The organism is Sphingomonas alpina, assembly GCF_014490665.1.
In the GTDB taxonomy this organism is placed as follows: Bacteria; Pseudomonadota; Alphaproteobacteria; order Sphingomonadales; family Sphingomonadaceae; genus Sphingomonas; species Sphingomonas alpina.
Genome location: NZ_CP061038.1, coordinates 3,809,832 through 3,834,178 on the forward strand (window position 1 = coordinate 3,809,832; position 24,347 = coordinate 3,834,178).

A 24,347-nucleotide genomic window follows, 5' to 3' on the forward strand; every position below is an offset into this window, starting at 1 on the left:
GTGGAAATCATCGCGCTCTTCCTGCTGGCAACGCCGATCCTGGTCTATGCCGGATATCTGATCGTGCTCGCCGCCGCCGCCGCGTTCGCGAAGCCGCGCGCCATACCCCCTGCCGAGGACATCGCGTCAATTTCGATCGTGATCTGTGCGCACAACGAAGCCGCCCGGATCGGCGCGAAACTGGAAACCGTTCTCGCCTCGGCATCGCATTGGCCGGGTGTCTGCGAGATACTCGTCGCCGATGACGGGTCGAGCGATGCGACCGCAGTGATCGTCGAAGGCTTTGCCGCGCGCGGCGTGCAATTCGTCCGGCTGCCGCGCGGCGGCAAGGCTGCAGCGCTGAACCGGATCGTGCCGATGGCGCGGGGCGACATCGTGGTGATGAGCGATGCCGATCCCTTGTTCGATGAAGCTACGCTGCCCGCACTGATCGCGCCCTTTGCCGATCCCGGGGTCGGCGCGGTCGCCGGTGCGGTCGAGACGATTCGCACCGGCAAGCGCGGCCGCTTCGCTGGATCGGACATCCTTTTCCGCTGGTATGAATCGACCTTGCGCAGCGCCGAGGACCGGTTGTTCGGCTGTATCTCCGCCGATGGCGGGCTTTATGCGATCCGCACAGCGCTCGTCCCGACCGTGCCGGCCAGCGTCACCGACGATTTCTGGATCAGCACCGGCGCGGTCGCAGCGGGGTATCGCATCGCCTTTGCGCCCGACGCGCGCGTCCATGAAGAGAGCATCGCCGGCGACCGCCAGCAATTCCGCCGTCGCGTCCGGATCACCGTGCGCGGGCTGACCGGCCTGTGGCAGCGACGCGCACTGATGAATCCTGCGACCACCGGCTGGTATGCCGTGGCGCTGGTCCTGCACAAGGTCGCCCGACGCCTGGCGCCGCTCGCCCTGGTGCCGCTGCTGCCGCTGTCCGGCATCCTGGCCTTCCGCGACGGCCCCGGCTGGAGCACGATCTTCTGGGCGCTGGTCTTTGCCGGCCTGTTGAGTGCCTGTCTGCTTGGATTGGTCGGTTTCCTCACCGGGATGCGGCTGCCGCGCCCACTGGCGCTCGGCTATGGCGCGGTGCTGCATCTGGCCGGGCTCGCCGCGGGCGTCACCTTGTTCGCGCTGGGGCGGCGTTATGCGCAATGGACCCCGGACAAGACCGCTGCATGAGGGTAAACCGACATCTCCCCGCGATCGGACTGGCGACAGGGTTGGGCGCGATCCTTGCCGTCGGCGTATGCGCCCAGAGCAGCGCGCCGGTGCCGCCCCTCTCGCGCGCCGATACGTTCAATGCGGGGCTGTGCACCGGATCGTGCCCGGGCGCGCTCTGGGCAATCCGCCAGGAAGTGAACGGCACCGTATCGGCCGCGCCGGCGCCGGGCCGGGCCGGCCTGGCGCTCTACGCCCAGGCCGCGGCGAAGGGGGCCGGCGTGGCCAAGGCAGACATCGTCTTCCGCAGTGGTCCGATGCCCGTCGGCACGGTCGTTACCACCGCATTCGACCTCTACATCCCCGCCGCGACGCCGATCAATTCGATGCAATTGCTCGACCTCGAATGCGCGACCTGCGGCGAGGAAGGCAATCCCGGTATCAGGCTTTATCTGCGCAACGGCCGGCTCCGCATCGACCGGTCGAAGATCGGCATCGCCAATGCCTGGGTCCGCGACAATGCTACCGTACTGACACCCAATCGCTGGCACCGCATCGTCATGGCCGTGCGTGTCGGGCTGGAGGATAGCGGCGCGGCCCGCGTGACGCTCAATGGCCAGGAAGTCCTGGCGGCACAGGGCGCGACGATCATGCCGCTCCCCTTGCAGCATATCGACCGGGTCCAGATCGGCATCACCGCCAACTCCAACCCGGTGCCCGTGTCGCTCTATTTCGACAATGTCACGATCAACGCCCGGCCGGCGCGCTAGGGCATCATCGATTTGGGTGGAATCACCCATCCCTCTCAGCTGGGTGGGTGCCCTCCGCCCGTCATACCCGCGAAAGCGGGCATCCCGCTGCCTCCGGCCCAGCCATTCGACCCCGGATTTTCACCTCGGCAACAGGGGATTTGGTACGTCAGACCACCCAGCTATCGATCTCGTTTATAGCTGAACGCGATTTTACTCGCTTTTGCTGATACCAGAAATCACGGAATTTGATCATAAGCTATTATAATTACATCACAATCCTTCGATTTTGTACCGTTGACAGCTAGTCTCGCGCCCGCGCTCCGGAAATATGACACAAACCGGTGTCCCATATCTCCCGCCACAGCCCGTCGCCGGCAAGGATTCAACCCTCACCAGGATCGGGCATGCCACCCCGTGCCGGGGCTATTCCGGCGCGCTCTTTCTCAATGTCGGCAACCACAATGTACACCGGGCTGGCGTCGCCCGTCCCGGGAGGACGCTTTGTATCAGTGTGCGCCGTCGCCGCGCCGCACGGCGCTGACTGTCTTGACGATCAGTTGCAGGTCGCGTTGCGCCGACATGGTGCGGATATAGGCGATGTCCATCTCGACCCGTTCGTCAAAGCCGATATCGGCGCGCCCCGACACCTGCCACAGGCCGGTCAGGCCCGGCCGGGCGGCGAGCCGCGGCAGATGCGACATCGAATAGGTGGTCGCGTCGAACGAGGTCGGGCGCGGCCCGACGATCGACATCTCGCCGCGCACGATGTTGAGCAGATTGGGCAGTTCATCGATACTGGTCTTGCGCAGGATGCGCCCGATCGGCGTAACGCGAGGGTCGTGGATCAGCTTGAAATCGGGTGAGTCCGCGCCATGGATATTGGCGCTGCGCAGGCTTTCCTTCAGCGCCTCGGCATTGGGCACCATGGTGCGGAACTTGAACAGCGGGAAGCGCTTGCCGAGATAGCCGGTGCGTTGCTGCACGAAGAAGATCGGCCCGCGATCGGTGAGCTTGATCAGGATCGCGACGATCAGCAGCAATGGCGAGAGGACGATCAGCGCGATCAGCGCGATGACGCGGTCGACCTGCGGTTTCACATGTCGCGCATAGCTCCCCACGCGGAGTTCGAGCGGCAAGGGTACGGCACGCATGTCGGATTCGAAGCGGACGCGCCGCGCCATGTCGCGGCGGCGCTCCGGCCGGGGCGCTGCGGGTCGAGACATATCGTCGCTCATGACACCGATCCGAAGCGCGTGCGTATCGCCAGGACGATGATGCGCAGCCGGTTCATCGGGGCAACCAGCAAATACCAGTAATGATTGCCCTGCGCGAGGCGAACGGCGGCGCGCAGGTGCAGCGCTTCCGCGAATTGCCAACGGAACCCGAGCGCGCGATCGCCGATATGGATGCGCGAAATGATCGCGGCCGGCTCCGCCGCGGTATTGCGCCCGCGCCCGCCGGTCGTGGCGCGATATCCCAGCGCCGCGGCGATCCGACGCCCCTCGGGGCCAACGATATTTTCGGGCCAGCAGAAGATGCGGGGCGACCTGCCAAGGCGCTTCTCGAACACCGCCTGGCAGCGTCGGAGATCATTGGTGATCCGCTGTTCCAGGCCCGATTGATCCTCAAGCCCGTCGGCGGTCCAGGCGCGCTCGGCCAGCGCGAGGCCGGATTCAGGGACGACCGTACCCAGCGGCACCGCCACCGGCTGGTCGGTCCTGAACCAGTCATGCTTGGATCCGGGAGTCGCGGCCCATTGCATCCAGGCCAGGCTGCGCCAGTTGTCCGCCGTCAGCCGGTCGACCGGGCGATCGGAGACGGGCACGCGCGCATGGTCGACGCCGTGCGGTTCGACCTCGAACAGGGGATGTTCCTCGATCGCGGCGATCTCGGTCCAGTTCATATAGCCGCTCGTATCGCCGTCGCAGGGGCGCACCCGCTTCCCCGGCTCGATGAAATCCAGTGATACGAAAAAGGTCGCCCGCATCCCATACCGATCGAGCGCGGGCACGGCGTTCTGCCAATTGTCGAGATAGCCGTCGTCGAAATGGAGGATCACCGTGTCGCCCGGCGGCGCCTCGCCCGCCAGCCGGCGATCGAGATAATCGCGCGTCCCCACAATCCCGCAGCCCATTTTGTGGAGCGTTGCGAGATGCCGTTCGAAGGTCGCCGGATGAACCGATATCTCGCGCGACCAGGGCAGCCAGGCCGGTTCGGCACTTACCGAATGATAGGTCAGCACGGCCACGCCCTTTGGCCCCATCATCCGCCGATGCCCGAGGACCAGAGCGGCGAGCACGGGAATGGCGGCGGCGGCGAGGCCTAGCGACAGGCCCCAGATATAGGCCGACAGCAGCGCGCCACCGATAATGAGCAGCGACCATAAAGAGACGCGGCGGAGGCGGTCCTGCTTGCGCGTCATGCCGCCCGCACCGATCGCGTACGCCAGTAATCGCGCGCTCGCTTCGCGCGGTCGCGACCGGCATGATAATAGTGGATCAGCCGCCCGCGCCAGCTGTCGCCATACAGCGTGATGCGGTGAAGCGTGTCGACACTGTCGGCAAAGCGCAGCTTGTGCGCCCCAGGCGTCATCCCGTTCCCCATATTATCGTACCATGCGATCGCCGGGTCACCACAGCAATGCCGGATATGCATTACCGCCAGGACATGGCCGATCGAGAAATCCGCAAAGCGCTCGTCATAACCGACCTTGAGCAGGAACAACCGGTCGCCGCCCAATATGCCATATTCGAACGCGACGATGCGCTCGGCCTGTTTCAGCACCGCGATCCTCAGCGCACCCGCTGCCGCCGCGCGCTGGGCAAGCCCGGTATAGAAGAGCAGGTCGGCCGGATTGTCGCGAATCGACGTGCCCTCCCGCCCCTTCCAGCCTGATTGCTCGACCGCGAAAATCTCGTCGAGCAAAGGCTGCAGGCCGGTCGAACCGTCGAAGATGTCGAACCGCACCCCCTGCCCGTCGACCAGCTTGCTTTCCAGCCCGGACCAGCGCTGGCGCGCGCGCTTGCTGCGTCGCGCACGCCATTGTTCGTAAGGCGTGCGGCAATCGGCCAGCGGCGACAGCGCGTGCGGACGAATCGTCACGCGATCGGCCGGCCAGCGCCGTGCCGCCGCCAGCAATCGCGAGTCGCCAGTCAGATAATCGAGTGTCACCAGGTCGCGATCGCCAATCAGTTGGTCGAACAGCCTATCGGTGATCGGCTGGCCGACCGGCAGATCGAACAGCGCGGAATGGACATTGGTCTGTGCGCGCAGCCGCGCATAGCCGATCGGTCCCAGCCGTCCGCGGTCGGCGATCATCGGTAATCCGTCGATCGTGCACGCCGTCATGCCCGGTGCCAGATAGGCTCTCCGCCACGACTCGAACCATCCGGCGCTCAGGTGGAACACCTCCGCGTCCGGACCCGATGCGGCGAAATGCTCGGAGGGCAGGGGCAAAGTCATCTTGCGGATTTAATCTCTCGGCAACTCACCTCGGTTAATAGACCGTACGTGGATAACAGTAATTTTTTGTGAACTTGGGACCGCCGCAGGATCACAGTGTATGCAAGTAACGGCCCATCTGTCGAGCAATCTGGACGTTGAGTCCGGAAGTCTGTTCGATCGTTTTGCGTTGGAAAGCCCGTTTGCCGCCTATCAGCAAAGCCGCGCCTGGGTGGATGCCGTGCCGCACAGCAAGGTGCAGGACTATCTGTTCTTTCGCTGTCTCGATGGCGACACGCTGATCGGAACGGCAGTGGTGCGCCGCACGCGCCTGTTTGCCGGGCGCTGGCTCGCCACCGTGCAGCGCGGCCCGGTCGTGCATGACGCGACGCTGTTCGCAACCGTTCTTTCGAGCCTGGCCAGGACAGCGGCGGCACAGGGGTGCTGCACGATGCAGCTTGCACCGCGCGTGCGCGGTCGCGACCTGCCGACCATGTCCGAGGCGTTGCGCGCCGCCGGTTTCGCACCGCTGCCCACGCACCGCCAGCCCTTGCACAGCGCCACCGGCATCGTGTGGCTCGACAAGCCGGAGGAAGAAATACTCGCCGGCTTCAAGCAGCGTGGCCGCCGCCAGCTCAAGGCCGCGGCCAAGGCAGGCGTTACGGTTCGCCGCGCAACCGGTGCGGCGGATGTCGCTGCGTATCAGCGCGTGCTCGATGCCTTCCGGGCGGCCAAGGCCGATTACGACATGAACGGCCTGCCCGATGCAGCGGGTCAGGTGGCGCTGGTCGAACGGCTCGGCGGTGCGCTGCTGCTGGCCGAGCGCGACGGCATCGTGATCGGCGGTCATGTTTTCGTCCGTCAGGCGGACGAGGCGATCTGGCTGTCGCTCGCAACGTCGGACGACGACCCGTCGGTGCCGCGATCCTATCCGTTGCTATGGGAGGGGATGCGGCTGGCGCGCGAAATGGGCTGTATAGGCTATGATCTTGCCGGCTTGCCGGTCGGCGAGGCGCAGGACGGCGGCGAAGCGAACCGATCGCAGTTCAAGAGCGCGTTCGCACCGACTCACCGGGTGATGCCGCCGGTCCATGTCGCTGCACTGAAACCACTCGCCCATACCTTGTTGTTCAACGCGCGACAGATCTATCGCGCAGTGCGCGCAGCGGCATAACATGGCTTCCGATGCTTCCCTTCCCTCATCCATGAGCAATTCCATGGGCACGAAGAGCAAACGCCTGATCCAGCGCTTTCGCGAGCTCGGCATTGCCGCGACGCTGCGCAAGCTGTTCGCCGACCGCGTCATGCGTCGCAGTACCAGTGTGATCGTCGAATATCAGGCAGGGTGGAGCGTGGTCGGCGACGGCGCCCAGTCTCCTCCCTGGCTATCGTTCAGGACGGTGCGCAAGGGTGACGAACTGCCGCCGCTCAACGACTGGCTCGCCTGGCGCGACGCCGGTTTCGCGGCGATGCTGGAGGCAGGCAAGGTCGGCATCTTCGCGCTCGACGATGGCGTCGCGATCGGCTGCGTCTGGCTGTCGTTTGCGGATCATCACGACCCCGTTGCGCGCGAGCATTATCCTGTGCGCGAGCGTGAGGGCTATCATTATTGCTGGCTGGTCGACCCGGCCGACCGGCGGCGCAATGTCGCTCTGCCGATGTGCCGGTACATGCTGAACAATTTCCCCATCCTGGGAATCGACCGCTCGTTCGGCGTGGTCGATCGGGTCAACCGCCCATCCTATCTGATCCAGCTTCGCATGGGCTATCGCGAGCGCGGCGTGAAGGTGGTTCACCACCATCTGTTCGGATGGCGCTGGACCACCATGTCGCGCTATGATGGCGTACTCGGCACGACCAATCCGAAGGACCGAAAGATGCCCCGCGAATGAGCGGTACGGCGACGCCCACGCCCCGCCGCCAGGCAACCGCTACGCTGGTACGCTCCACCGTGGTGGTGGCGGCGATCCGCGGCATCGATATAGGGTTGAGCTTCCTCGTCTCGGTGCTGCTCGCCAACCGCTTCGGCACCAGCGGGCAGCTCGACGCCTTCTTCCTCGCACGGCGCACCACGGTCGGATTCGCCGATGCAATCCGCAAGCTGGTCGGCCATATCGTCATGCCGTCGGTCGTCTCGAAAATCGATCGCGGCGAGCATCTGTCGATTCACGGCCTGCCGCGCCGGGTCTATGTGTTCGTTGCATTGTTCGGGCTACTCACTTTGGTCGGCACGCTGGTGCCCTCGGCTTTGGTCAGCGCGTTCGCGCCGGGCTTTGCCGGCGAACGCCATGACCTGACCGCGCGAATGATGGCCATCATGATGCCGTTGCTGCCGGTTGCGGTGATCGGCTCGCTGCTGGTCGCTGTCCTTCAGGCGAACCGGCGCTATTGGCTGAGCGAAGGCACCAATATTGTCCAGCGCGCGATCCTGGTGTTCGTGCTGGCGGTCGCCATTCCTCCACTGGGGATCATCGCCGGCGCGTGGACGATGCTGGTGTCCGGAATCGTCGGCACGGCGATCCTGTTCGTGGGCGCCTGGCCGATCGTGCGGCGGCGCCCGGAAAGCTTGCTTGAGTCGCAATCCGGTGACGACAGTGAAGATGGAAGCCAGGTCGGCGCCCAGACAGGGACGGGGGTTTCCCCGGCGGCGGCGCTGGGCGGCGGGGTGGCGGCGGCGATCGTGCTGAACGCCTATTTCCAGGCCTGCTCGCTGCTCGATTTCGCGGTCGCGTCGACCACGCCGGCCGGGGGCGTCGCTGCGCTGGAATATGGCGCGCGACTGGTGTCGCTGGTTCCCGGCCTGTTGATGTCGAGCCTTAATACCGTGCTCCAGCCCGAACTGGTGCGCGCCATGCAGCACCCCGATCCGGCCGAAGCGTCGAAGGGACTGGCGCGATTCCAGCGCATCGCCTTCTTCGCCCAGATGCCGGTGTCGATCGGGATGATGATCGGCGCACAGCTGATGGTGACGATCCTGTTCGGGCACGGCGCGTTCGACGCGCACAGCATCGCGCTCGCGACGGGGACGACCGCCGGCTATGCTGCGGCGGCGATCTTTCTCGCGCCGATGGGTGCGATCACTTTGGCGATCTATGCCGACCCGCGCGCGCCCAGCCTGCGCAACCTGCTGGTGATCGCGATCGGCGGGCTTGCGATCCGCGCGCTGATGCTGGCATTCGCCGCGCCGGCTTATGGCGCGGTCGGCATCGCCTGGGCGGCTGCGGTGTCGACGCTGGCGGCGTTCGCGCTGGCGCAATTTGTCGCGACGCGACGCTTCCGCGAGTTCGACATGATCATCCAGCTGGTCGATTTCGCTCGCACCGCACTATGCGGCGCAGTGGCCGCTGCCGGCGCCTATGCCCTGTGGATTTTTGCGCCGGCTCCCGAGACGACCATCGCGCGGCTTTTGCTGCTGATCGCGATCGGCGGGGTCGTGGTCAGCCTGTATATCGGCGCGGCGATCCTGCTCCACGTGCCCGAGCTCGCAAAGGCACGCGCGATCCTTGGCGGCGTCGCCGCCAGGAAATTCAAGCGCCGCGCCGCATGACGCCGCAACGGATCGCATTCCTGCTGCCGCATTTTCGCGCCGGCGGCGCCGAGCGGGTGGTGCTCAACTATATCACCGCGCTCGATCGCGATCGCTTCACGCCCCATTTGTTTCTGACCCGGGTCGAAGGCCCGTTCCTCGACCGGCTCCCGCCCGACGTGACCCCGATCGCGCTCGGCGCGCACCGCGCCTTGCATCTGCCGCGCCATATCGCCGCCGCCATGGCCGAACACGATATCGCACTCGCCTATAGCGCCACCAACGCGATGAACCTCGCTTTGCTCGCCGCGCCGGGCGGCAGGCGGACCGTGCGCGTCGTGTCGGAACACACCCCACCGCAACATTATCTGGCGAGCGCCAAGCTGCCCTGGATCCGGCAGCGCGCGATGCGCTGGCTCTATCCGCGCGCGGCGGCGATCGCGGTCCCGACCGGGCGAATCGCGACCGAACTCGCCGAGGTGATCGGCCGGCCGATCAGGACCGAGGTCCTGCCCAATCCGGTCGTGGCATCGGTCGCATCCCCTCTTTCAGCCCGCGGGCCAGCAAGTCCACCACGGATCGTATCGGTCGGGCGGCTGGTCGCGGCGAAAGGCTTCGACACACTGATTGATGCTTGCGTGCTGCTTCGCGCCGCAGGCACCGAGTTCAGGCTCGACATTTTCGGCGAGGGTCCATTGCGTGACGAGCTTCAGGCGCGGATCGATGACGATTATCTCGGCGATATGGTGACTCTGAAAGGCCATGCCGACAATGTCATCGCGGCGATCAGCGATGCCGACCTGTTCGTGCTGGCTTCGCGACGCGAAGGATTCGGCAACGTCCTGATCGAGGCAATGGCGGCCGGCGTGCCGGTCCTGGCCGCCGCCGCCGGAGGCCCGCAGACCTTTATCCGTGACGGTCGGAACGGCTTTCTGGTCGAACCCGACAATCCCCTCGGGCTCGCCGCCGACATCACCCGGCTGCTTTCCGATCGCCCCTTGTTGGACGCGGCGCGTGCGTCCGCGCTGGAAACGGCGCGCGGCTTCGCGATCGACGATGCAACGCGCCACTTCGAAGCACTGGCCAGCAAGCTGATCGCGGCGCGGTCAACGACGGGTTAACAATAAAGTTACGCCGTTCTGCCAAGGATGCTGATGGGTGCCTTCGCCCAAAGCCGAAGATCAGGTGGGTCTCTTGCCGACGATATTGCGAACCCTTCCAGCCCTGCGCCTGGTCATCGCCTCGTCCGCGCTCGGCGTGCTGGCGAGCTGCGCGCCGGCGTTAAACTATGCGCCGGCCCCGTCGATCGCGATGGAACGGCCCAGCCTCGACCTTGCGCGCGAAGTCAGCGCGAAGCTGGAGGACCATTTCGCGCTGAACGGCGATTTTCATCCCAATGACCTGATCCGCCTGAGCTTTCCCTATGCGCCGGTGCTGACATCGGACCAGCGCGTGCAATTGTCCGGGCTGATCAGCCCGCCCTTGCTGGCGCCGATTCAGACCAAGGGCCTGACGGTGTCGCAGCTTCAGGCCAGGCTGACCACGCTCTATCGCCCCAAGCTGAAGGAGCCATCAGTCGCGATTTCGGTGCTCGAATATAATCGCCCCCCACCGCAGCCCGAGATCTTCGTGCTCGGCGAAGTGGCGAAGCCCGGCAACTATCCCTATCGTGAGGGCATCAGCCTGTATGAAGGGCTGGCGCGCTCCGGCGGCGGCAATCGCGATGCCGATCTGTCGCGCGTCGTCCTGCTGCAGCCGGTCGACGATCATATGGTCGCGCGCATGGTCGACCTGCGCGCCGTGCTGACCGGCGACGCCACCTCGCTCGGTTATCTCAGCCCGTTCAGTATTCTGATCGTGCCGCCGACCAAGATCGCACGCGACGTCGATCGGGCACGGCAGATCCGCCAGATCATCGGGTTCAACGGCATCACCGTCGGCTCCGCGGTCACACTGATCCAATGACCCCACTCGGCCTTCAATATCTGCGCATCGTGCTGTCGCGATGGCGGCTGGTGTTCGGGCTCGTCATTGGCTGCACCCTGGGCGCGTGGCTGTTCAGCGCTCTGGTGCTGGCCAACAAACCGCAGTTCGAAAGCGCGTCGCGGCTCAACATCGTACCGACCAGCGAAGAGCTGGGCTATGCCAATCGCTTCGTGCGCGGATCGACCTTCGACGGCGGCAGCGTCCTGCTCCAGACCTATGCCGAATTCGCGCATACCCGCCCGATCGTCGAGCCGATCGTCGACCGCTATATCGAGCAGCAGGCGCGTACCGCCGGAATTACCCGCGAGGCGTGGATCGCCAAATGGTCGGTACCCAATCCGTGGAGCCCGGGCGCGATCTATTCGGCGCTCAACTATGGCCTGGCGCCGCCAGCGTCGCTCAAAGACCAGCTGATCGACGCGGTGATCAAATACACCGCGATCGAGACGGTCGAGGGTACCTATCTGATCCGCATCACCGTCACATGGGACGATCCGCAATCGGCGGCGTGGTTTTCGAACGCGCTGGCCGATGCCATCATCGCGCGCGCCGAGCGCATGTCGCGCGCATCGGGCACGCAGATCGCCGGTTCGCTGACCACGAAGCTCGACGCCAAGAAGATCGAGCTGGCGACCGTGATCGCGCAGTCGCGTGCGCTGAAGAAGTCGCTCGGCATCGTCGATATCGACCGCCAGAAGCAGTCGCTGCTCGAGGCGCGGCTGGGAGAGCAGGCACAGCTGACCAACGATCTCGCCACGCTGAAGGCGAACCAGGGACAGGTCGCCGGACTGAAGCGGCAATCGAGCGGCAAGCTCACCTCGGCACAGCAGGTGCTCGAGCAGACGCTCGCGGTCGAGGGGCCGCGCGGTGCCGGGCTGCAGGACGGGATCGCGATCCGGCAGCGCCGCATCGGCGATATCGACAACCAGCTCGCCCGGCTCGGCCTGAGCGACGACCGGGTCAAGACGCTCGACGACCGCGCCACCGCGCTCCAGGCCGAAGTCGCCTCGCTCACCGAACGCGCGAGCTTCAGCGAAGTGGAGAATGTCGCCAATGCGCCGCGCATCCAGCTGATCGAACGGGCCGTGCCGCCGCTGGTGCGCAGCTCGCCCAAGATGCTGCTCAACACCGCACTCGGCTTCCTCGCCGGCTGCGCCCTGGCCGGGTGCGCGCTGCTGCTGCTCGGCCCCGGGCCGGTCCGGCCGCTGCGCAGGAGCGAGGATGAGGACGGCGAAGAGGATGCGGTGGACGACACCCCCAATGATCTCGCCGCCCCGGCTGACCTGAAGGCTGAGGCAGCGCCGGAAGTCGAGAGCGACCGCCCGGTCCATGCCTATCCATCGGCAGCTCCGGCCCAGAACTGGACGATCCGGCCAGGCAGCGCCTTTGCCTATGACGTAGCTGCAGCGCCGGTCGCCACGGTCGCGCCGGAACCGGTCGACTGGACCGCGGAGGACCCGGTGGCCCGCGTCGCCGACGCGGTCGATGCGCCCCCGGTGGTCGCCGAGCGCAAGATCGGCGACGATCATCTCTTCCCCCAGATTCTACCCCGGCCCGCCGACGCCCAGGGCTATGACGCCGATGAACAGGCATGGCTCGCGCCGCACATCGCGACCTGGCTCGCCGACCCGCTGGTCGCGGACGGCCGTCCCATATTGGTCGCGAGCGACGCGCACGACGGCGATGCGCGCAGCCTGTATCGCCTGATCTATCAGCATCTGCGCGACCAGGACATCACGGTCCGCACCTTCGATGCGACCGGCGCCGCAGCGATCCCGGCGCAGGGCGAGCCGGGCACCAAGCCGTTGATCTATGGCGGCGGGCTCAGCGAAAGCGGTAGCCGCGAGATGCTGACGCGCGCGGGCGGGGTCGATATAGTGATGGCGGCCGGCGTCGATCCGGGCGAAAGCGCGATCGCCCGCGCCCGCGCCTGCAGCCGCGACGTCGACGGCCTGGTGTCGAGGCGGGCTTATGTCGTCGCGATCGGCGGATAACGCCGCCCCCGTCGCCGACTGGCCGACGATCCCGACCAGCGCCGTCAATGCCGCACCGATCCGGATCGCGGCCTTGTTCATGCTTTGCCTGTTCGCCTTTTTCGGACAGCTCGACGCGGTCGCCAACCGGTTGTCGGGCGGCTCGCCGGTCTCGCTGCTCGAGATCATCATCGGCGGGCTGGGCGCCGCTGTCCTGCTGGCGGTGATCATCGGCCGCGAAACACCGGCACAGGCGAGCGGCAGCGTCGGCATCCGTCTGGTCCTGCTGGTGCCGCTCTGGGCCATAGTGTGCTGGACGCTGTCCGAGCATCAGTCGGAAGGGCTGAAGTATCTCTCGCATTTCGCGACCGCGGTGCTGCCCGCCTGTACGGTCTTCCTGATCGTCGACAAGCCGTGGAAGATCCATGCCGTGCTGTGGGCGATGATCGCGGCGGCCGGCCTGTCGGCGGCGATCGTCATCATCGAGGCGAAGACCGGCACGCGCCTGGTCGCGACCGCGCTGGCCGCCGTCTCGGCCGATTTCGACGGCGTCGCGCGGTCGTCGGGCGGTTCGGACCAGAACCCGACCACTGCCGCGCAGATGCTGATGGTCGGCGTGGTGCTGGCGATGGGCCTGCTCTTCGCCGGCGAGAAGCGCGGGCGGCTGATGTTCGCCGGCGTGCTGCTGGTCGGCAGCGCCGCACTGGCGCTGATGTCGGCACGCAGCGCGATCATGGGGCTTGGCGTCGGCGGCGGGCTGGTGCTGCTCGGCTTTCGTTCGCGCAGCTATTTCCCGGTGATCGTCGCCGGCGCCGTGATCGTCGGGGCGACCGCGATCCTGTTCGCGCCGCCGACGCTGATCGAGCGCTTCGCCGCGATCGGCGACTTCGGCAAGGATCAGACGCTCTATCGCCGCATCACCTATCTTCGTATCGGCGCCGACCTGATCGGTGGATCGCCGATCTGGGGGGTCGGGCCGGGCAATTTCCCGCTTCACTATATCCAGGACGCCTATCGTTACATGCCGGGACGCGAGCTCTATCCGCGCGAGCTGCACAACACCTATGTCGATGTCGCGACCGAATATGGCCTGGTCGGCTTTGCGATCTTCGCCGCGCTGATCGTCACGGCGCTGAAGGCGGCACGGCGCGGGTTCGAGAAGGGCGCGTCGGCGCTGCTCGCCAGCGGCAGCTATGCGGTCGCGATCACGCTTGCGGCGCTGCTGGTCGCGTGCTTCTTCATGCCGCACAAGGATCTGCGCTATCTCTGGCTGCTGTTCGCGCTGGCGATCCAGTGCGGGCGGCTGCGCGCGGGCGAGGAAGCACAGGCATGAAACTGGCCGTGATCGTCACCGAATATCCCAAGTCGACCGAGACCTTCATCTATCGCGACCTGGTCAAGTTCGCCGAACTGGGCGCCGAGATCCGGCTCTATCACCTGACCGCGTTCCGTCATGGCCAGACGCTCCACGCCTTTGCCGAGCCGACGCGCGGCTGGGTCCGGCCGATCGCACTGCTCGGCGGTCCCGCACTGGCCGCCTTTGCGCGTGCCGCATTGCGTCACCCGCTGGTGCTCGGCCGCACGCTGCTGCAGATCGCCTGGGCCTATCGCGCGCATCCGAAGATCGCGCTCAAGTCGCTCGCGCTGGCCCCCAAGGCGCTGGCGATCGCCGCGGACGCGAAGGACTGGGACGCCGCCCATGTCCACGCCGAGTTCGCCGGCCACCCCGCCACCGCGGCGTGGATCGGCCACCGGCTGGGCGGCCCGGCCTATTCGGTCAGCTGCCGCGCGCACGACATCTTCCGCACCCAGCAGCTGCTCGACGCCAAGCTGGGCGAAGCGGCGATGGTGCGCACGGTCAGCGACTTCGGCCGCGCCTTCCTCAAGGACAAGGTCGCCGGCATGGCCGCGCGCGACATCCAGGTGATCCATTCCAGCGTCGATGTGACCCGGATCACGCCGGTCGACACGCTGCCGTCGACCGCGCCGTTCCGCATCCTCTATGTCGGCGCGCTCGAGCCGAAGAAGGGCGTGCAGCATCTGCTCGATGCGCTGGTCGAGGCGGGGTCGGCGCTTGGCGACTGGTGCTGCGAGCTGATCGGCCATGGCCCGAGCGCCGACGCACTGCGCGCCAAAGCAGGCGCGCTTGGCCTGTCCGGCCGCGTCCGCTTCCTGGGCATGCAGCCGTTCGAGGCGGTCGCCGCCGCCTATGGCCAGGCCAGCGTGTGCGTCGCGCCGAGCGTGATCGGCCCCAATGGTCGGCAGGAGGGCATCCCCAATGTGATGATCGAGGCGCTCGCCTATCAGCGCCCCGCGATCACCACCGCCATCTCCGGCATCCCCGAGCTGATCCGCGATGGCGATACCGGCCTGCTGGTGCCGCCGGGCGATGCCCATGCGCTGGCCGAGGCGCTGCTGCGCGTGCAGCGCGATCCGCAAGCGGCGCTGGAGATGGCGCGGCGCGGGCGGGCGCATGTCGAGGCCGAGTTCGATCTTGCGGTGAATGCCGCACGGCAGCTGGCGCTGTTCGCGGGCTGACGCTCACCTCATCCGTTCGCCCTGAGCTTGTCGAAGGGCCGCTCTTCTTGTTCCGACGCAAGAGGAAGAAGAACGGTGCTTCGACAAGCTCAGCACGAACGGTAATTAGGTCCGCTCCCCCTCAATATGCGGCGCGAGCGGTCTTCTTGCCCATCAGGGTGCGCAAGGTGCGCGTCACGCCCTTCACCACATGGTGCGCGGCGACCTTGGCGGCATCGAGCCGCGGTGCATCGCCAGGGCGGCCCGGATCGATGCCGAGCTTGCGCAGGCGGTGATTGACGCGGTGCAGCCGGGCGTCATTGTCGCTTGAGCGCGAGCGCCAGGTGACGCTGAACGAGATCGACGGCATCGGCCCGTTGCGCACCCAGTGCGGCGCCTTTACGGGCACATAGACCGCATCGCCGGGCGCCAGCACGAAGTCGATGCCGTACGCGTCGAACGACGGGTCGAAACGCATGTTGCGATGCCCGCCGGCGCGGTGGAACGCCTCCTGATGCACCTGCGGCACCAGGGTGAAGCGATCGGCGGAGAAGACGCGCATCGTCTTGAAGCCGGCGACCTGGAACAGGATATTGTGCTCCGGGTCCATATGATAGGGCGTGACCGAATTGGGCGAGGACAGGAAGATGAACGCCTCGCGCCGCATGTTCGCGCCGGTGCGCGGGCGGACGACGGGATCGATCTCCGCCAGGCATGCATCGATCAGCTCGGCATAATCGGGGTCTTCGTCGACCTTCTTCAGCACCATCCAGCAGCCATTGTCGGCAATGGTGCGGACGATCTCATCGACCGGCAGCGCTTCGCGGGTGACCCCGTCCGGGTCCTGGTCGATCGCCAGATCGCCGCGGCTATGCTCGACATGGCTGGCGGGCAGCCGCGCGGCGAGATCGGCCAGCGCGTCGAGCGCGAACAGCGGATGGCCGTGGAGCAGATGCTGCACCCCCACCGGTTTGCCCGGATAAGCGGACGCGAACGCGGCGAGCCCGTCGGGCGCGACCCACTGGTTGGTGGTATCCCATTGATTGACGAGCTGCGCGACCGACATGAACACTGCCTAGACTGGACGTGGTTAAGAATCTGTGTCCATTTCGGACCGATCTAGCGTAACGGGCGGCTGCGCGCGAGCCTTGCCCCGCGCCCTGACGCGGCGCGCCAGCCCCTGCGCCCGCACCGCCAGCCGCGAGCTCCAGCGATCGAACGGCACCGCCAGCGACACGACCGGCAACCGATCGACCCAGATTCGGTCGATCATCGGATGGCCGGCGCGCGCGCAGCTGTCGACCAGGTCGGGACCGCCGGGCGCCAGCGCATGATCGAGATAGGCCATTTCGAGCAGTACGCCGGGCGAGAAGGCGCCATAGGCCTCATCATAGGCGATCTTGAGCTGGAACGCGGTGCCCCCGGCGGTGATCACCGCGAGCAGGCTCAGCACATCATCGCCGACGCGCAGGCGGTGGAACTCGAGCCGCCCGCGCCGGTGCGCCTCGACCAGGATGGCGCGAAAGCAGCGTTCGGTATCATTATTGGCGGCGGCGGCCACGCCGTCCCTGCCCTTCCAGCCCGACATTTCGAGCCGGAACAGATCGTCGATCCATGGGCCGGGATCACTATCGGCGGCGAGCAGGTCGACCGTCGCCGCACCGCGTTCGGCCAGGCGATTGCGCAGCCGGCGATGCTCCTTCACCACCTTCTTGCGGATATGGGTGGCGATATACTCCTCAGCGCTCAACCCCTTGCGCAGCACCGCGCGGGCATGCGTCCGGGTGACGTCGCACGGCAACCCGCGCGCCGCGAGCTCGGCCTGGAGCGCCACAGTCGAGGCGCTGTCGGCGATCAGCGCGGAGAGCCGCAGATACAGGCCATTGCCGCGCGCGGCCCGCAGCGTGCCAAGCGCCGAGCGCCAGAACGCCGCCTCCTCCCCGGCGCGGATCAGCGGCTCGCCCAGCGCACGCACCCGCTGCTCCCAATTCTGCAGCGCGACACGGACCTTGCCACGAAGCGCAGTGCGCCGCTGCAACGGTAACACCGCATCGAGCCGCGCCGACCCGTCAGGCAGGTCGGTCCAGCCAAGCAGCAGCATCAGCCCGCCGGATTCGGGCAGCAACAGCGACGGCCCCGCGACCCAGGGTTCGTAGAAGATATTGGCCGTGCCGGCCGCATCCGCCAGTGCCGCCCACGCCTCCGCAACGCCGGGTGCCGGATCGCCCGCAATCAGTTCGGTACGCACGGGCGCGATCCAGGTGTCACCGTCACTCTCCATCCGACCCGGGCGCGCCGGACATGGCGGAGATATGACGGCAAAGGTCTTACATCGGGTGAACGGCCGGGATGTTGGTGTTCACCGCTGTTTTACCCCTGATACTCCGGAAAAAAACGACGACCCCTGTTATGATGGATTTTCGGGGCGGAGTTCCGGTTTGATTGCAGTGAGTTGGCGGCCGTGACCCCTGTTGTGGATAACAGGGGTGGAACAGCGGATAACAGGGGTCGATTTTCGCCGGAACAGGGGTGGCGGGTGGTCGCGTGGTTGTGTCGCGGGATGTGGTGTTCGGGGCAGTATGTGCGGCCGGAGGAAGCGGGACATCTCCCTGTTCTCCCTGTTAATTTGCCGAGGTAATTTTTTGGCGGTTTTCTCCCTGTTATGTTGGAGATTTCGGGGAAATTTGTGGATGATTTTCAGAGACTTGATCATCGATCTCCCTGTTATCGATTATCAGGGAGATTTTCGGAGATAACAGGGAGTGAGTGCTCCCTGTTTCCGTTGAAACAGGGAGGTGAGTGGTTGATCTTCATCATGTCAAAGAGCGGGATTGGTACGAAACGGTCGGTCTAGAGGGTGCGATGGTAAGATTGAATCGGTAGGGCAGATCGATGTAAATTCGCGCTCTCCTCCCAGCGGCGATGATGGCACGCTCGATTGTGTAAATGCGCTCGGCGGTTTTGAGGCCCTTGAAGTGTGCGGCGATTTTCGATGCCATCGTGGTGGTGGCGCGCTTCTCCACGGGAGCTCCAGCTCCTTCTCTATGCTCACGATGCTTTTGAGCTGAGCATCGCGCGCGATCACGATGCGAACATACAGCGGTGACCGCACCCCAAGTGCTCTCCCCCAGCGCCGTGGCTGCTGGCCTGTGCGCAGGAAGCGCGATAGAACAGCGCAAGGAGAATAGCGAATGAGTTGCATAACGACGATTGACTGGGCCGCGACTGGAACAATGCTTCAGGGCGTTGGCACAGTTGTCGGTGCGCTCGCCGTGATTGGTGCTGCGATTATAGGCTCCCGAACATTCGACAATTGGAAGCGCCAGAAACTGGCAGAACGCCATATCGAGCAAGCCGAGCGTATTCTCACCGCAACCTACAAGGTGAGGCGCGGGCTGTCCTATGTGCGTAACCCGGCAATGTGGGGACACGAAACGGATGCCGCCGAGGAGCAACTGAAAGCGAACGGCGAATGGGAAAAAACCTTTCCGGAGAGCGAACGGAAAAGCCTTGCTACGAGGCAGGCATATTACAATCGTCTTAACTCTACACGCGACGACCAGCGGGCGCTTGAGGAATGCCAGCCCATGGCTCGTGCCTTCTTTGGTGAGGAATTGGAAAAGGCCATCGAGAAGCTCAATCACCAATTCTGGAGCGTCAAAGTCTATGTGGATGCTAACCACAAAGATAAGACAGGTGCCGACGCCGCGTTTCGGCGGAAGATCGAAAGCACCATATGGGAGGGCTGGCCTTCGCCTGCGGAGAACGAGGTCGATCAGTTCATTGCCGCACAGGTGAAACTGATCGAGAGCTTCTGCCTGCCGGTCCTTCGCATGGAGAACGTGAAAGCAGCGATCCCAACGGCTACTGTAGCGGCCCGTAGCAGGTCCGTAGCGGCTCGGTTACCAAGCGCCGGATCAAAACCCGTCCTACCGTAAGCCCTCCCCGTTCAATTCTTTGGCCCCTCTAACACTCTGAACCAATCTCGGATCGCAAGTTTGAGCCGGTCAACCTCGTCCTCAGCAAGCACGCCGCAGTGCGCGATTGTGCCTCGCAGCATGTTGAGTGCGGCCATCACGCGGGAGACAGCAGACTGGTTGCTGAGCATCCCTGCGAAGTCAGACCAGTTCGCGCGGATAATGTCTCCAAGCTGGCCGAAGGTTGTATAGTCGATGTCATCCTCCGACCGGACGGACACGGCAGCTTGAGCCTCGCGCTCGCGGTTTTTCCGCACCTCTTCAAGGACACCGGGCGGAACGCGAGTGTCCCACCATTTCGCACCGTGCGCTGCCTCCATCGTCTCAACAATGAGGCGACGAATGTCGTTCTCGAGGAGGTAGAATATTTCGTAGTAGCGGGACATGTGAGCGGCGTTCTTGCGGTTCGCTAGGTCGAACTGTTTGATGAAGGGTTCGAGCTGCTCGTCATCCGCTTGACTGAGTCCATTCGGTTGGCCAGTGTCATACTCTGCCAGCGTCGCCCGCAGCCCTGTTTCGATGACGGCGCATTTGAGCAAAAACAATTCGACCGTGTGGTCACTCATGATAGCAGGTTCGCCTTGAGGCTCCTGAATATCGCGTTGTAGACCTCCACGTTCGTGGTCTCCGGTAGAACCACGTTGATGTTATAAGCGAGTTGCAGGCGGCCATTGCCGCCCGCGTTTTGATCTGCAGGCGATGGTGCTCCGTCGTAGGGCTGGCCAGGTTCACCCTGCTCATCACTTCCGGCATCTTCGCGCGCTTGCTTGGCATAATCTTGAAATGCTTGGAACGTGGTTAGGATGTAACGGACAATCCCTTCCTTCTTCGGGAGGCCAGTGATCGCGACGATGACGTCGATAAGCGCGGCTTCCTCCGCCTTGTGCGCGTACTGATTCCGCCTGAACACCTCTGCAAATCCGTTGCGAAGCGCTTTTAGCGCGGCGGCTGGTCGGCCTGCCTCCGTTTGAAACTGCGCGTATAGTTCTGTAGGCGCGCCGGTCTGATTGAGAATTCCGGTTGCTTTTAAAATTGGAATTATAGGACGGGCAGCTCCGCCGGTGGCGCCCATTACGGTGCCGAGAAAGTCGGTATTGAAAATGCCGGGCTTTTCCGAGGTAGGAATCTTCTCTAATATTCGCTTGAGGACCCCGGGGCTGGATGTGTAAGGAAGGCCGCCGGGAATCTTGCGGCGGGCAGTCTTCTCCGAATTTGCGGGCGCAGCCGCTGCCTCTTGTTCAGATGCCAAGTCCAATCCCCCTTCGATAAGTGATTTTGTCTTACAATGTCACGAATCACAAGTCATGACTCAAACGCTACGCGTCGTGAATTTTGGAGTACCCCTTGCACCCTCACGCAAGTCGGGGAGAATAGATGAAAATGGAAGCAGCAGTATCGCTTATCGACCCTGAGCCGGAAATTGGACGTTTAATTGTTGCAAGTGGGCAGCATAGCTAGGCACCTGTCACCGACCTTCAGCTCATGCTAGTGCTACAACTACAGGGAGCTTCAGGGGGCACATGTGGAACAGGGTCAGTTTGAACTAACTCGCTCAGCGATCGATAAGGAAATAGACACGCTCCCCGATAGGCCGACGGGCATTAAGATGGGGTTCGGGCTGGCTGGGGCTTTCATGATTAGAAGTCTGTTGGAGACCGTGGTTGTCGATATGGTCCACTGGAGATGGGAAATGCGAGCCTATCGGGGCAGATATGTTTACCCTGACCCAATGATGGACGAGTTCGACTATGTCATCGGCAACGCCGACTGATGGATTGTCACAGCATCCCGCACCCTAATAATCCGGCAAGCATGGATGCCTCTTTGCTGCGGATAAGTTTAGCGAGGGCACGCCGCGACGCCTCGTCGCGGAGCGTCCCAGTACCAGCGCACTCCGAGAATGGCGTTTTATTGGCAAACTGGACGCAGGATCGCATTGCTAATCTATGGTCTGGCTAGCACCATTCTGGCTGGCGCAGATGCGCCTATTGGCCATAATCCACCTCTCCACGATAGAATACCCCTATAAAAGCCCACAAACCCCGAGCCCACCTTGCAACTCCGCCTCCTCGAATATTTCGTCGCACTCGCCCGGGAGGGGCATTTCGCGCGCGCCGCCGCCGCCTGCAATGTCACCCAACCCACCCTGTCCGCCGGGCTCGCCGCGCTGGAAGAGCAACTCGGCAAGCGGCTGGTCGAACGCGATCGGCGCTATATCGGGCTGACCGACGAAGGGCGCGCGGCTTTGCCCTGGGCGCAGCAAGCGATTGCGATGATCGATGGGCTGGAACAGGCCGCCGAAACGGCGCGCGGGCCGTTGCATGGGGCGTTGCGGCTTGGCGCGATCCCGGCGTCGATGCCGATGGTCGGGCATTTCACCCGCGCGCTGCGCGCCGCCAATCCCGAGCTGACCGTGTCGGTGCGGTCGCTGACCTCGCGTGAGATCGAGCAGGCGCTGGGGGCGTTCGAGCTCGATGCCGGGCTGACCTATCTCGATCATGAGCCGCCGACCCAGGTGATCGCCGTGCCGCTTTATGCCGAGCGCGCAGTGTTCGTGGCGCGGACCGGCAGCGGCTTTGATGGCCACCGCACGGTCGAGTGGCCGGAGGTGCTCGCCCAGCCGCTGTGCCTGCTGCATGAGGGCATGCAGAACCGGCGCATCTTCGATGCCCATCTCGCCGCGCGCGGCTTTGCGGTGCATCCCGGCGCGACGGCGGATTCCTATGTCGCCTTGCTGGCGATGGTCGAGGCGGGCGGGTTCGCGACGGTGGTGCCCAAGGGCTATACCGCATTGATCCCGACCGACAGCTGGGCGCGGGTGCTGCCCTTTGCCGAGCCGTTCCCGGCGAGCCGGGTCGGGCTGGTGGTGCTTGACCGGCGGCCATCGAGCCAGCTTGCCCAGGCTGCGCTGGCCGCCGCCAATGCCATCAAGCTGCCGCGTGGGTATCGCGACGGCTGATAGAGAGTCTCTATCAGCCATGAAGTCAGTCGATTTGACCTGACGCCCGGAGCGGGGCCTATCTTCACCTGATATGCGCAGGACAAGAGAGAGCGAGCGGCCGGCCCCGGCATTGACGGCGGAAGCGGTTGCGTATCGCGAGGCGATCGGCCGCTTCATGGCCGGCGTGGCGGATGGGCGCGGCGTGCTGTTGCCGCTGCTCCATGCGTTGCAGGAGGAGTTCGGCCATATCGACGATGCGCTGGTGCCGCATGTCGCCGAGGCGCTGAACCTGAGCCGCGCCGATGTGCACGGCGTGGTCACTTTCTATCATGATTTTCGCCGCCAGCCGGCCGGGCGCCATGTCATCAAATTGTGCCGCGCCGAAAGCTGCCAGGCGCGCGGTGGCCGGGCGATCGAACGCGCCGCGGTCGAGCGGCTCGGCGTGGCGATGGGCACGACCAGCGCCGATGGCCGGGTGACGCTGGAGCCGGTCTATTGCCTTGGGCTGTGCGCGACCGGGCCCAATGCGCTGGTCGATGGCGTGCCGGTGTCGCGGATCGACGGCGCCCGGCTCGAGCGGCTGGCGGCGCAGGTGGCGGCGTGAGGGTCTTTATCAGCCGCGACATGGCCTCGGTCGCACTCGGCGCGGATGAGGTGGCCGAGGCGTTCGCCCGGGCCGGCGCCGAGGTGGTCCGCACCGGCAGCCATGGCCTGTTCCGGATCGAGCCCCTGGTCGAGGTCGAGACGGCGGACGGGCGTATCGGCTATGGCCCGGTCGCGCCCGATGAGGTTGGCGCCGTGCTGGACGGGAGCCATGCCAACCGGATCGGCAAGGTCGCCGACCTGTCCTTTTTCGCGTCGCAGCAGCGTTTCACTTTCTCGCGCTGCGGGGTGATCGATCCGATCGATCTCGACGATTATGCCGCGCATGGCGGCTGGGCCGGGCTTGCCGCCGCCCGCGCGCTGGCGCCCGCGGCGGTGGTGGCGATGGTCCGGGACAGCGGGCTGCGCGGCCGGGGCGGCGCTGGCTTCCCGACCGGGATCAAGTGGCAGACCGTGCTCGATACGCCGGGCGCGGAGAAATTCATCGTCTGCAATGCCGATGAGGGCGACAGCGGCACCTTTGCCGACCGGATGCTGATGGAGGGCGATCCCTATGGCCTGATCGAGGGCATGGCGATCGCCGCGCATGCGGTCGGCGCGGGGCATGGTTACATCTATATCCGCTCCGAATATCCCTTTGCCGTGGCGGTGATGCGCGAGGCGATCGCGCGGTCGGCGGCGCAGGTCGCGCCCTTCACGCTGGAGGTGCGGGTCGGCGCGGGCGCCTATGTCTGTGGCGAGGAAACGGCCTTGCTCGATTCGATCGAGGGCAAGCGCGGCCAGGTGCGCGCCAAGCCGCCGCTGCCGGCGATCGCCGGGCTGTTCGGCAAGCCGACCGTGATCAACAATGTGCTGAGCCTCGCCGCGGTGCCGTTCATCCTGGCCAATGGCGCAGCGGCCTATGCCGCGGTCGGCTTCGGCCGGTCGCGCGGCACCATGCCGGTGCAGCTGGCCGGCAATGTTCGCAATGGCGGGCTGTATGAAATCGGGTTCGGCATCACCTTGGGCGAGCTGGTCGAGGTGATTGGCGGCGGGACCGAGAGTGGCCGGCCAGTGCGCGCGGTGCAGGTCGGCGGGCCGCTTGGCGCCTATTTCCCGCCGGCGATGTTTCATCTGCCGTTCGATTATGAAAGCTTTGCGACCGCAGGCGGGCTGATCGGTCATGCCGGGATCACGGTGTTCGACGACAGTGTCGACATGGCGAAGATGGCGCGGTTCGCGATGGAATTCTGCGCAGTCGAAAGCTGCGGCAAATGCACGCCGTGCCGGATCGGATCGACGCGCGGGGTGGAGACGGTCGACCGGATCATTGCCGGCGAGCGGATCGACGACAATATCGAGATATTGCGCGACCTGTGCGACACGATGAAGTTCGGGTCGCTATGCGCATTGGGCGGCTTCACGCCCTATCCGGTGCTGAGCGCGCTGGATCATTTCCCGGAAGATTTCGGTGGCGCGACGGCGCTGCCCGTGGCGGCGGAGTAAAGT

General features: G+C 65.2%; 21 protein-coding genes. 14 read left to right on the forward strand and 7 right to left on the reverse strand.

Annotated features, from left to right (window positions below; genetic code table 11):
- Window positions 1-1,164 carry a glycosyltransferase gene (locus H3Z74_RS17730; RefSeq protein WP_187760899.1) on the forward strand — a complete coding sequence of 388 codons (1,164 nt, stop codon included), beginning with the start codon at window positions 1-3 and terminating at the stop codon, window positions 1,162-1,164.
- Entirely contained in the window at window positions 1,161-1,913 is a 753-nt protein-coding gene (locus H3Z74_RS17735) for a heparin lyase I family protein (RefSeq protein WP_187760900.1), read from the forward strand. The genes H3Z74_RS17730 and H3Z74_RS17735 overlap by 4 nt, the downstream gene beginning before the upstream one ends.
- 488 nt (window positions 1,914-2,401) lie before the next feature.
- Here H3Z74_RS17735 and H3Z74_RS17740 read toward each other — a convergent pair whose 3' ends face one another.
- The 3 genes from H3Z74_RS17740 to H3Z74_RS17750 are packed head-to-tail and all read right to left on the reverse strand — an operon-like array spanning window position 2,402 to window position 5,357.
- Complete coding sequence (locus H3Z74_RS17740; protein WP_187760901.1) at window positions 2,402-3,130, reverse strand: sugar transferase; 729 nt, start codon at window positions 3,128-3,130, stop codon at window positions 2,402-2,404.
- A complete protein-coding gene (locus H3Z74_RS17745) occupies window positions 3,127-4,317 on the reverse strand; it encodes a polysaccharide deacetylase family protein (RefSeq protein ID WP_187760902.1) in 1,191 nt (396 codons plus the stop codon). Before H3Z74_RS17745 ends, H3Z74_RS17740 begins: the two co-directional genes overlap by 4 nt.
- On the reverse strand, window positions 4,314-5,357 hold the full coding sequence (locus H3Z74_RS17750) for a GNAT family N-acetyltransferase (RefSeq protein WP_187760903.1): 1,044 nt from the start codon (window positions 5,355-5,357) through the stop codon (window positions 4,314-4,316). Before H3Z74_RS17750 ends, H3Z74_RS17745 begins: the two co-directional genes overlap by 4 nt.
- Window positions 5,358-5,457: 100 nt before the next feature.
- Between H3Z74_RS17750 and H3Z74_RS17755 the strand changes: the two genes are divergently transcribed.
- The 8 genes from H3Z74_RS17755 (at window position 5,458) to H3Z74_RS17790 (ending at window position 15,359) form a co-directional block, all read left to right on the forward strand.
- A complete protein-coding gene (locus H3Z74_RS17755; RefSeq protein WP_187760904.1) occupies window positions 5,458-6,510 on the forward strand; it encodes a lipid II:glycine glycyltransferase FemX in 1,053 nt (350 codons plus the stop codon).
- A gap of 31 nt (window positions 6,511-6,541) precedes the next feature.
- A complete protein-coding gene (locus tag H3Z74_RS17760; RefSeq protein WP_187760905.1) occupies window positions 6,542-7,228 on the forward strand; it encodes a hypothetical protein in 687 nt (228 codons plus the stop codon).
- Window positions 7,225-8,883 (forward strand): murein biosynthesis integral membrane protein MurJ, encoded by a 1,659-nt coding sequence (murJ, locus tag H3Z74_RS17765; protein WP_187760906.1) that lies wholly within the window; start codon window positions 7,225-7,227, stop codon window positions 8,881-8,883. The genes H3Z74_RS17760 and murJ overlap by 4 nt, the downstream gene beginning before the upstream one ends.
- Complete coding sequence (locus H3Z74_RS17770) at window positions 8,880-9,983, forward strand: glycosyltransferase (protein ID WP_187760907.1); 1,104 nt, start codon at window positions 8,880-8,882, stop codon at window positions 9,981-9,983. Before murJ ends, H3Z74_RS17770 begins: the two co-directional genes overlap by 4 nt.
- A gap of 85 nt (window positions 9,984-10,068) precedes the next feature.
- Window positions 10,069-10,827, forward strand: a complete 759-nt coding sequence (locus tag H3Z74_RS17775) for a polysaccharide biosynthesis/export family protein (protein ID WP_187760908.1) — start codon at window positions 10,069-10,071, stop codon at window positions 10,825-10,827.
- The gene (locus tag H3Z74_RS17780; protein ID WP_187760909.1) at window positions 10,824-12,842 is read left to right on the forward strand and encodes a GumC domain-containing protein; all 2,019 of its coding nucleotides are present in this window, start codon (window positions 10,824-10,826) and stop codon (window positions 12,840-12,842) included. The genes H3Z74_RS17775 and H3Z74_RS17780 overlap by 4 nt, the downstream gene beginning before the upstream one ends.
- Window positions 12,820-14,154 carry an O-antigen ligase family protein gene (locus tag H3Z74_RS17785; protein WP_187760910.1) on the forward strand — a complete coding sequence of 445 codons (1,335 nt, stop codon included), beginning with the start codon at window positions 12,820-12,822 and terminating at the stop codon, window positions 14,152-14,154. The genes H3Z74_RS17780 and H3Z74_RS17785 overlap by 23 nt, the downstream gene beginning before the upstream one ends.
- Entirely contained in the window at window positions 14,151-15,359 is a 1,209-nt protein-coding gene (locus H3Z74_RS17790; RefSeq protein ID WP_187760911.1) for a glycosyltransferase family 4 protein, read from the forward strand. The genes H3Z74_RS17785 and H3Z74_RS17790 overlap by 4 nt, the downstream gene beginning before the upstream one ends.
- Before the next feature lie 121 nt (window positions 15,360-15,480).
- On the opposite strand, the gene H3Z74_RS17795 is transcribed toward H3Z74_RS17790, so the two are convergent.
- Both H3Z74_RS17795 and H3Z74_RS17800 read right to left on the reverse strand, forming a co-directional pair.
- Window positions 15,481-16,404, reverse strand: coding sequence for a cupin-like domain-containing protein (locus tag H3Z74_RS17795; RefSeq protein WP_229727096.1), 924 nt, complete (start codon window positions 16,402-16,404; stop codon window positions 15,481-15,483).
- A gap of 24 nt (window positions 16,405-16,428) precedes the next feature.
- A complete protein-coding gene (locus H3Z74_RS17800) occupies window positions 16,429-17,586 on the reverse strand; it encodes a GNAT family N-acetyltransferase (RefSeq protein WP_187760913.1) in 1,158 nt (385 codons plus the stop codon).
- Window positions 17,587-18,571: 985 nt separating this feature from the next.
- Between H3Z74_RS17800 and H3Z74_RS17805 the strand changes: the two genes are divergently transcribed.
- The gene (locus tag H3Z74_RS17805) at window positions 18,572-19,276 is read left to right on the forward strand and encodes a hypothetical protein (protein WP_187760914.1); all 705 of its coding nucleotides are present in this window, start codon (window positions 18,572-18,574) and stop codon (window positions 19,274-19,276) included.
- Between the two features lie 11 nt (window positions 19,277-19,287).
- Here H3Z74_RS17805 and H3Z74_RS17810 read toward each other — a convergent pair whose 3' ends face one another.
- Both H3Z74_RS17810 and H3Z74_RS17815 read right to left on the reverse strand, forming a co-directional pair.
- Window positions 19,288-19,881, reverse strand: a complete 594-nt coding sequence (locus H3Z74_RS17810) for a Swt1 family HEPN domain-containing protein (RefSeq protein WP_187760915.1) — start codon at window positions 19,879-19,881, stop codon at window positions 19,288-19,290.
- On the reverse strand, window positions 19,878-20,564 hold the full coding sequence (locus H3Z74_RS17815) for a DUF5343 domain-containing protein (RefSeq protein ID WP_187760916.1): 687 nt from the start codon (window positions 20,562-20,564) through the stop codon (window positions 19,878-19,880). Before H3Z74_RS17815 ends, H3Z74_RS17810 begins: the two co-directional genes overlap by 4 nt.
- Window positions 20,565-21,368: 804 nt before the next feature.
- Here H3Z74_RS17815 and H3Z74_RS17820 point away from each other — a divergent pair.
- The 3 genes from H3Z74_RS17820 (at window position 21,369) to H3Z74_RS17830 (ending at window position 24,344) form a co-directional block, all read left to right on the forward strand.
- Window positions 21,369-22,274, forward strand: coding sequence for a LysR family transcriptional regulator (locus H3Z74_RS17820; protein WP_187760917.1), 906 nt, complete (start codon window positions 21,369-21,371; stop codon window positions 22,272-22,274).
- A 157-nt stretch (window positions 22,275-22,431) separates the two neighbouring features.
- Window positions 22,432-22,860, forward strand: a complete 429-nt coding sequence (locus tag H3Z74_RS17825; RefSeq protein ID WP_229727097.1) for a formate dehydrogenase subunit gamma — start codon at window positions 22,432-22,434, stop codon at window positions 22,858-22,860.
- Between the two features lie 20 nt (window positions 22,861-22,880).
- The gene (locus tag H3Z74_RS17830; RefSeq protein WP_187764384.1) at window positions 22,881-24,344 is read left to right on the forward strand and encodes an NADH-ubiquinone oxidoreductase-F iron-sulfur binding region domain-containing protein; all 1,464 of its coding nucleotides are present in this window, start codon (window positions 22,881-22,883) and stop codon (window positions 24,342-24,344) included.
- Window positions 24,345-24,347: the final 3 nt, after the last annotated feature.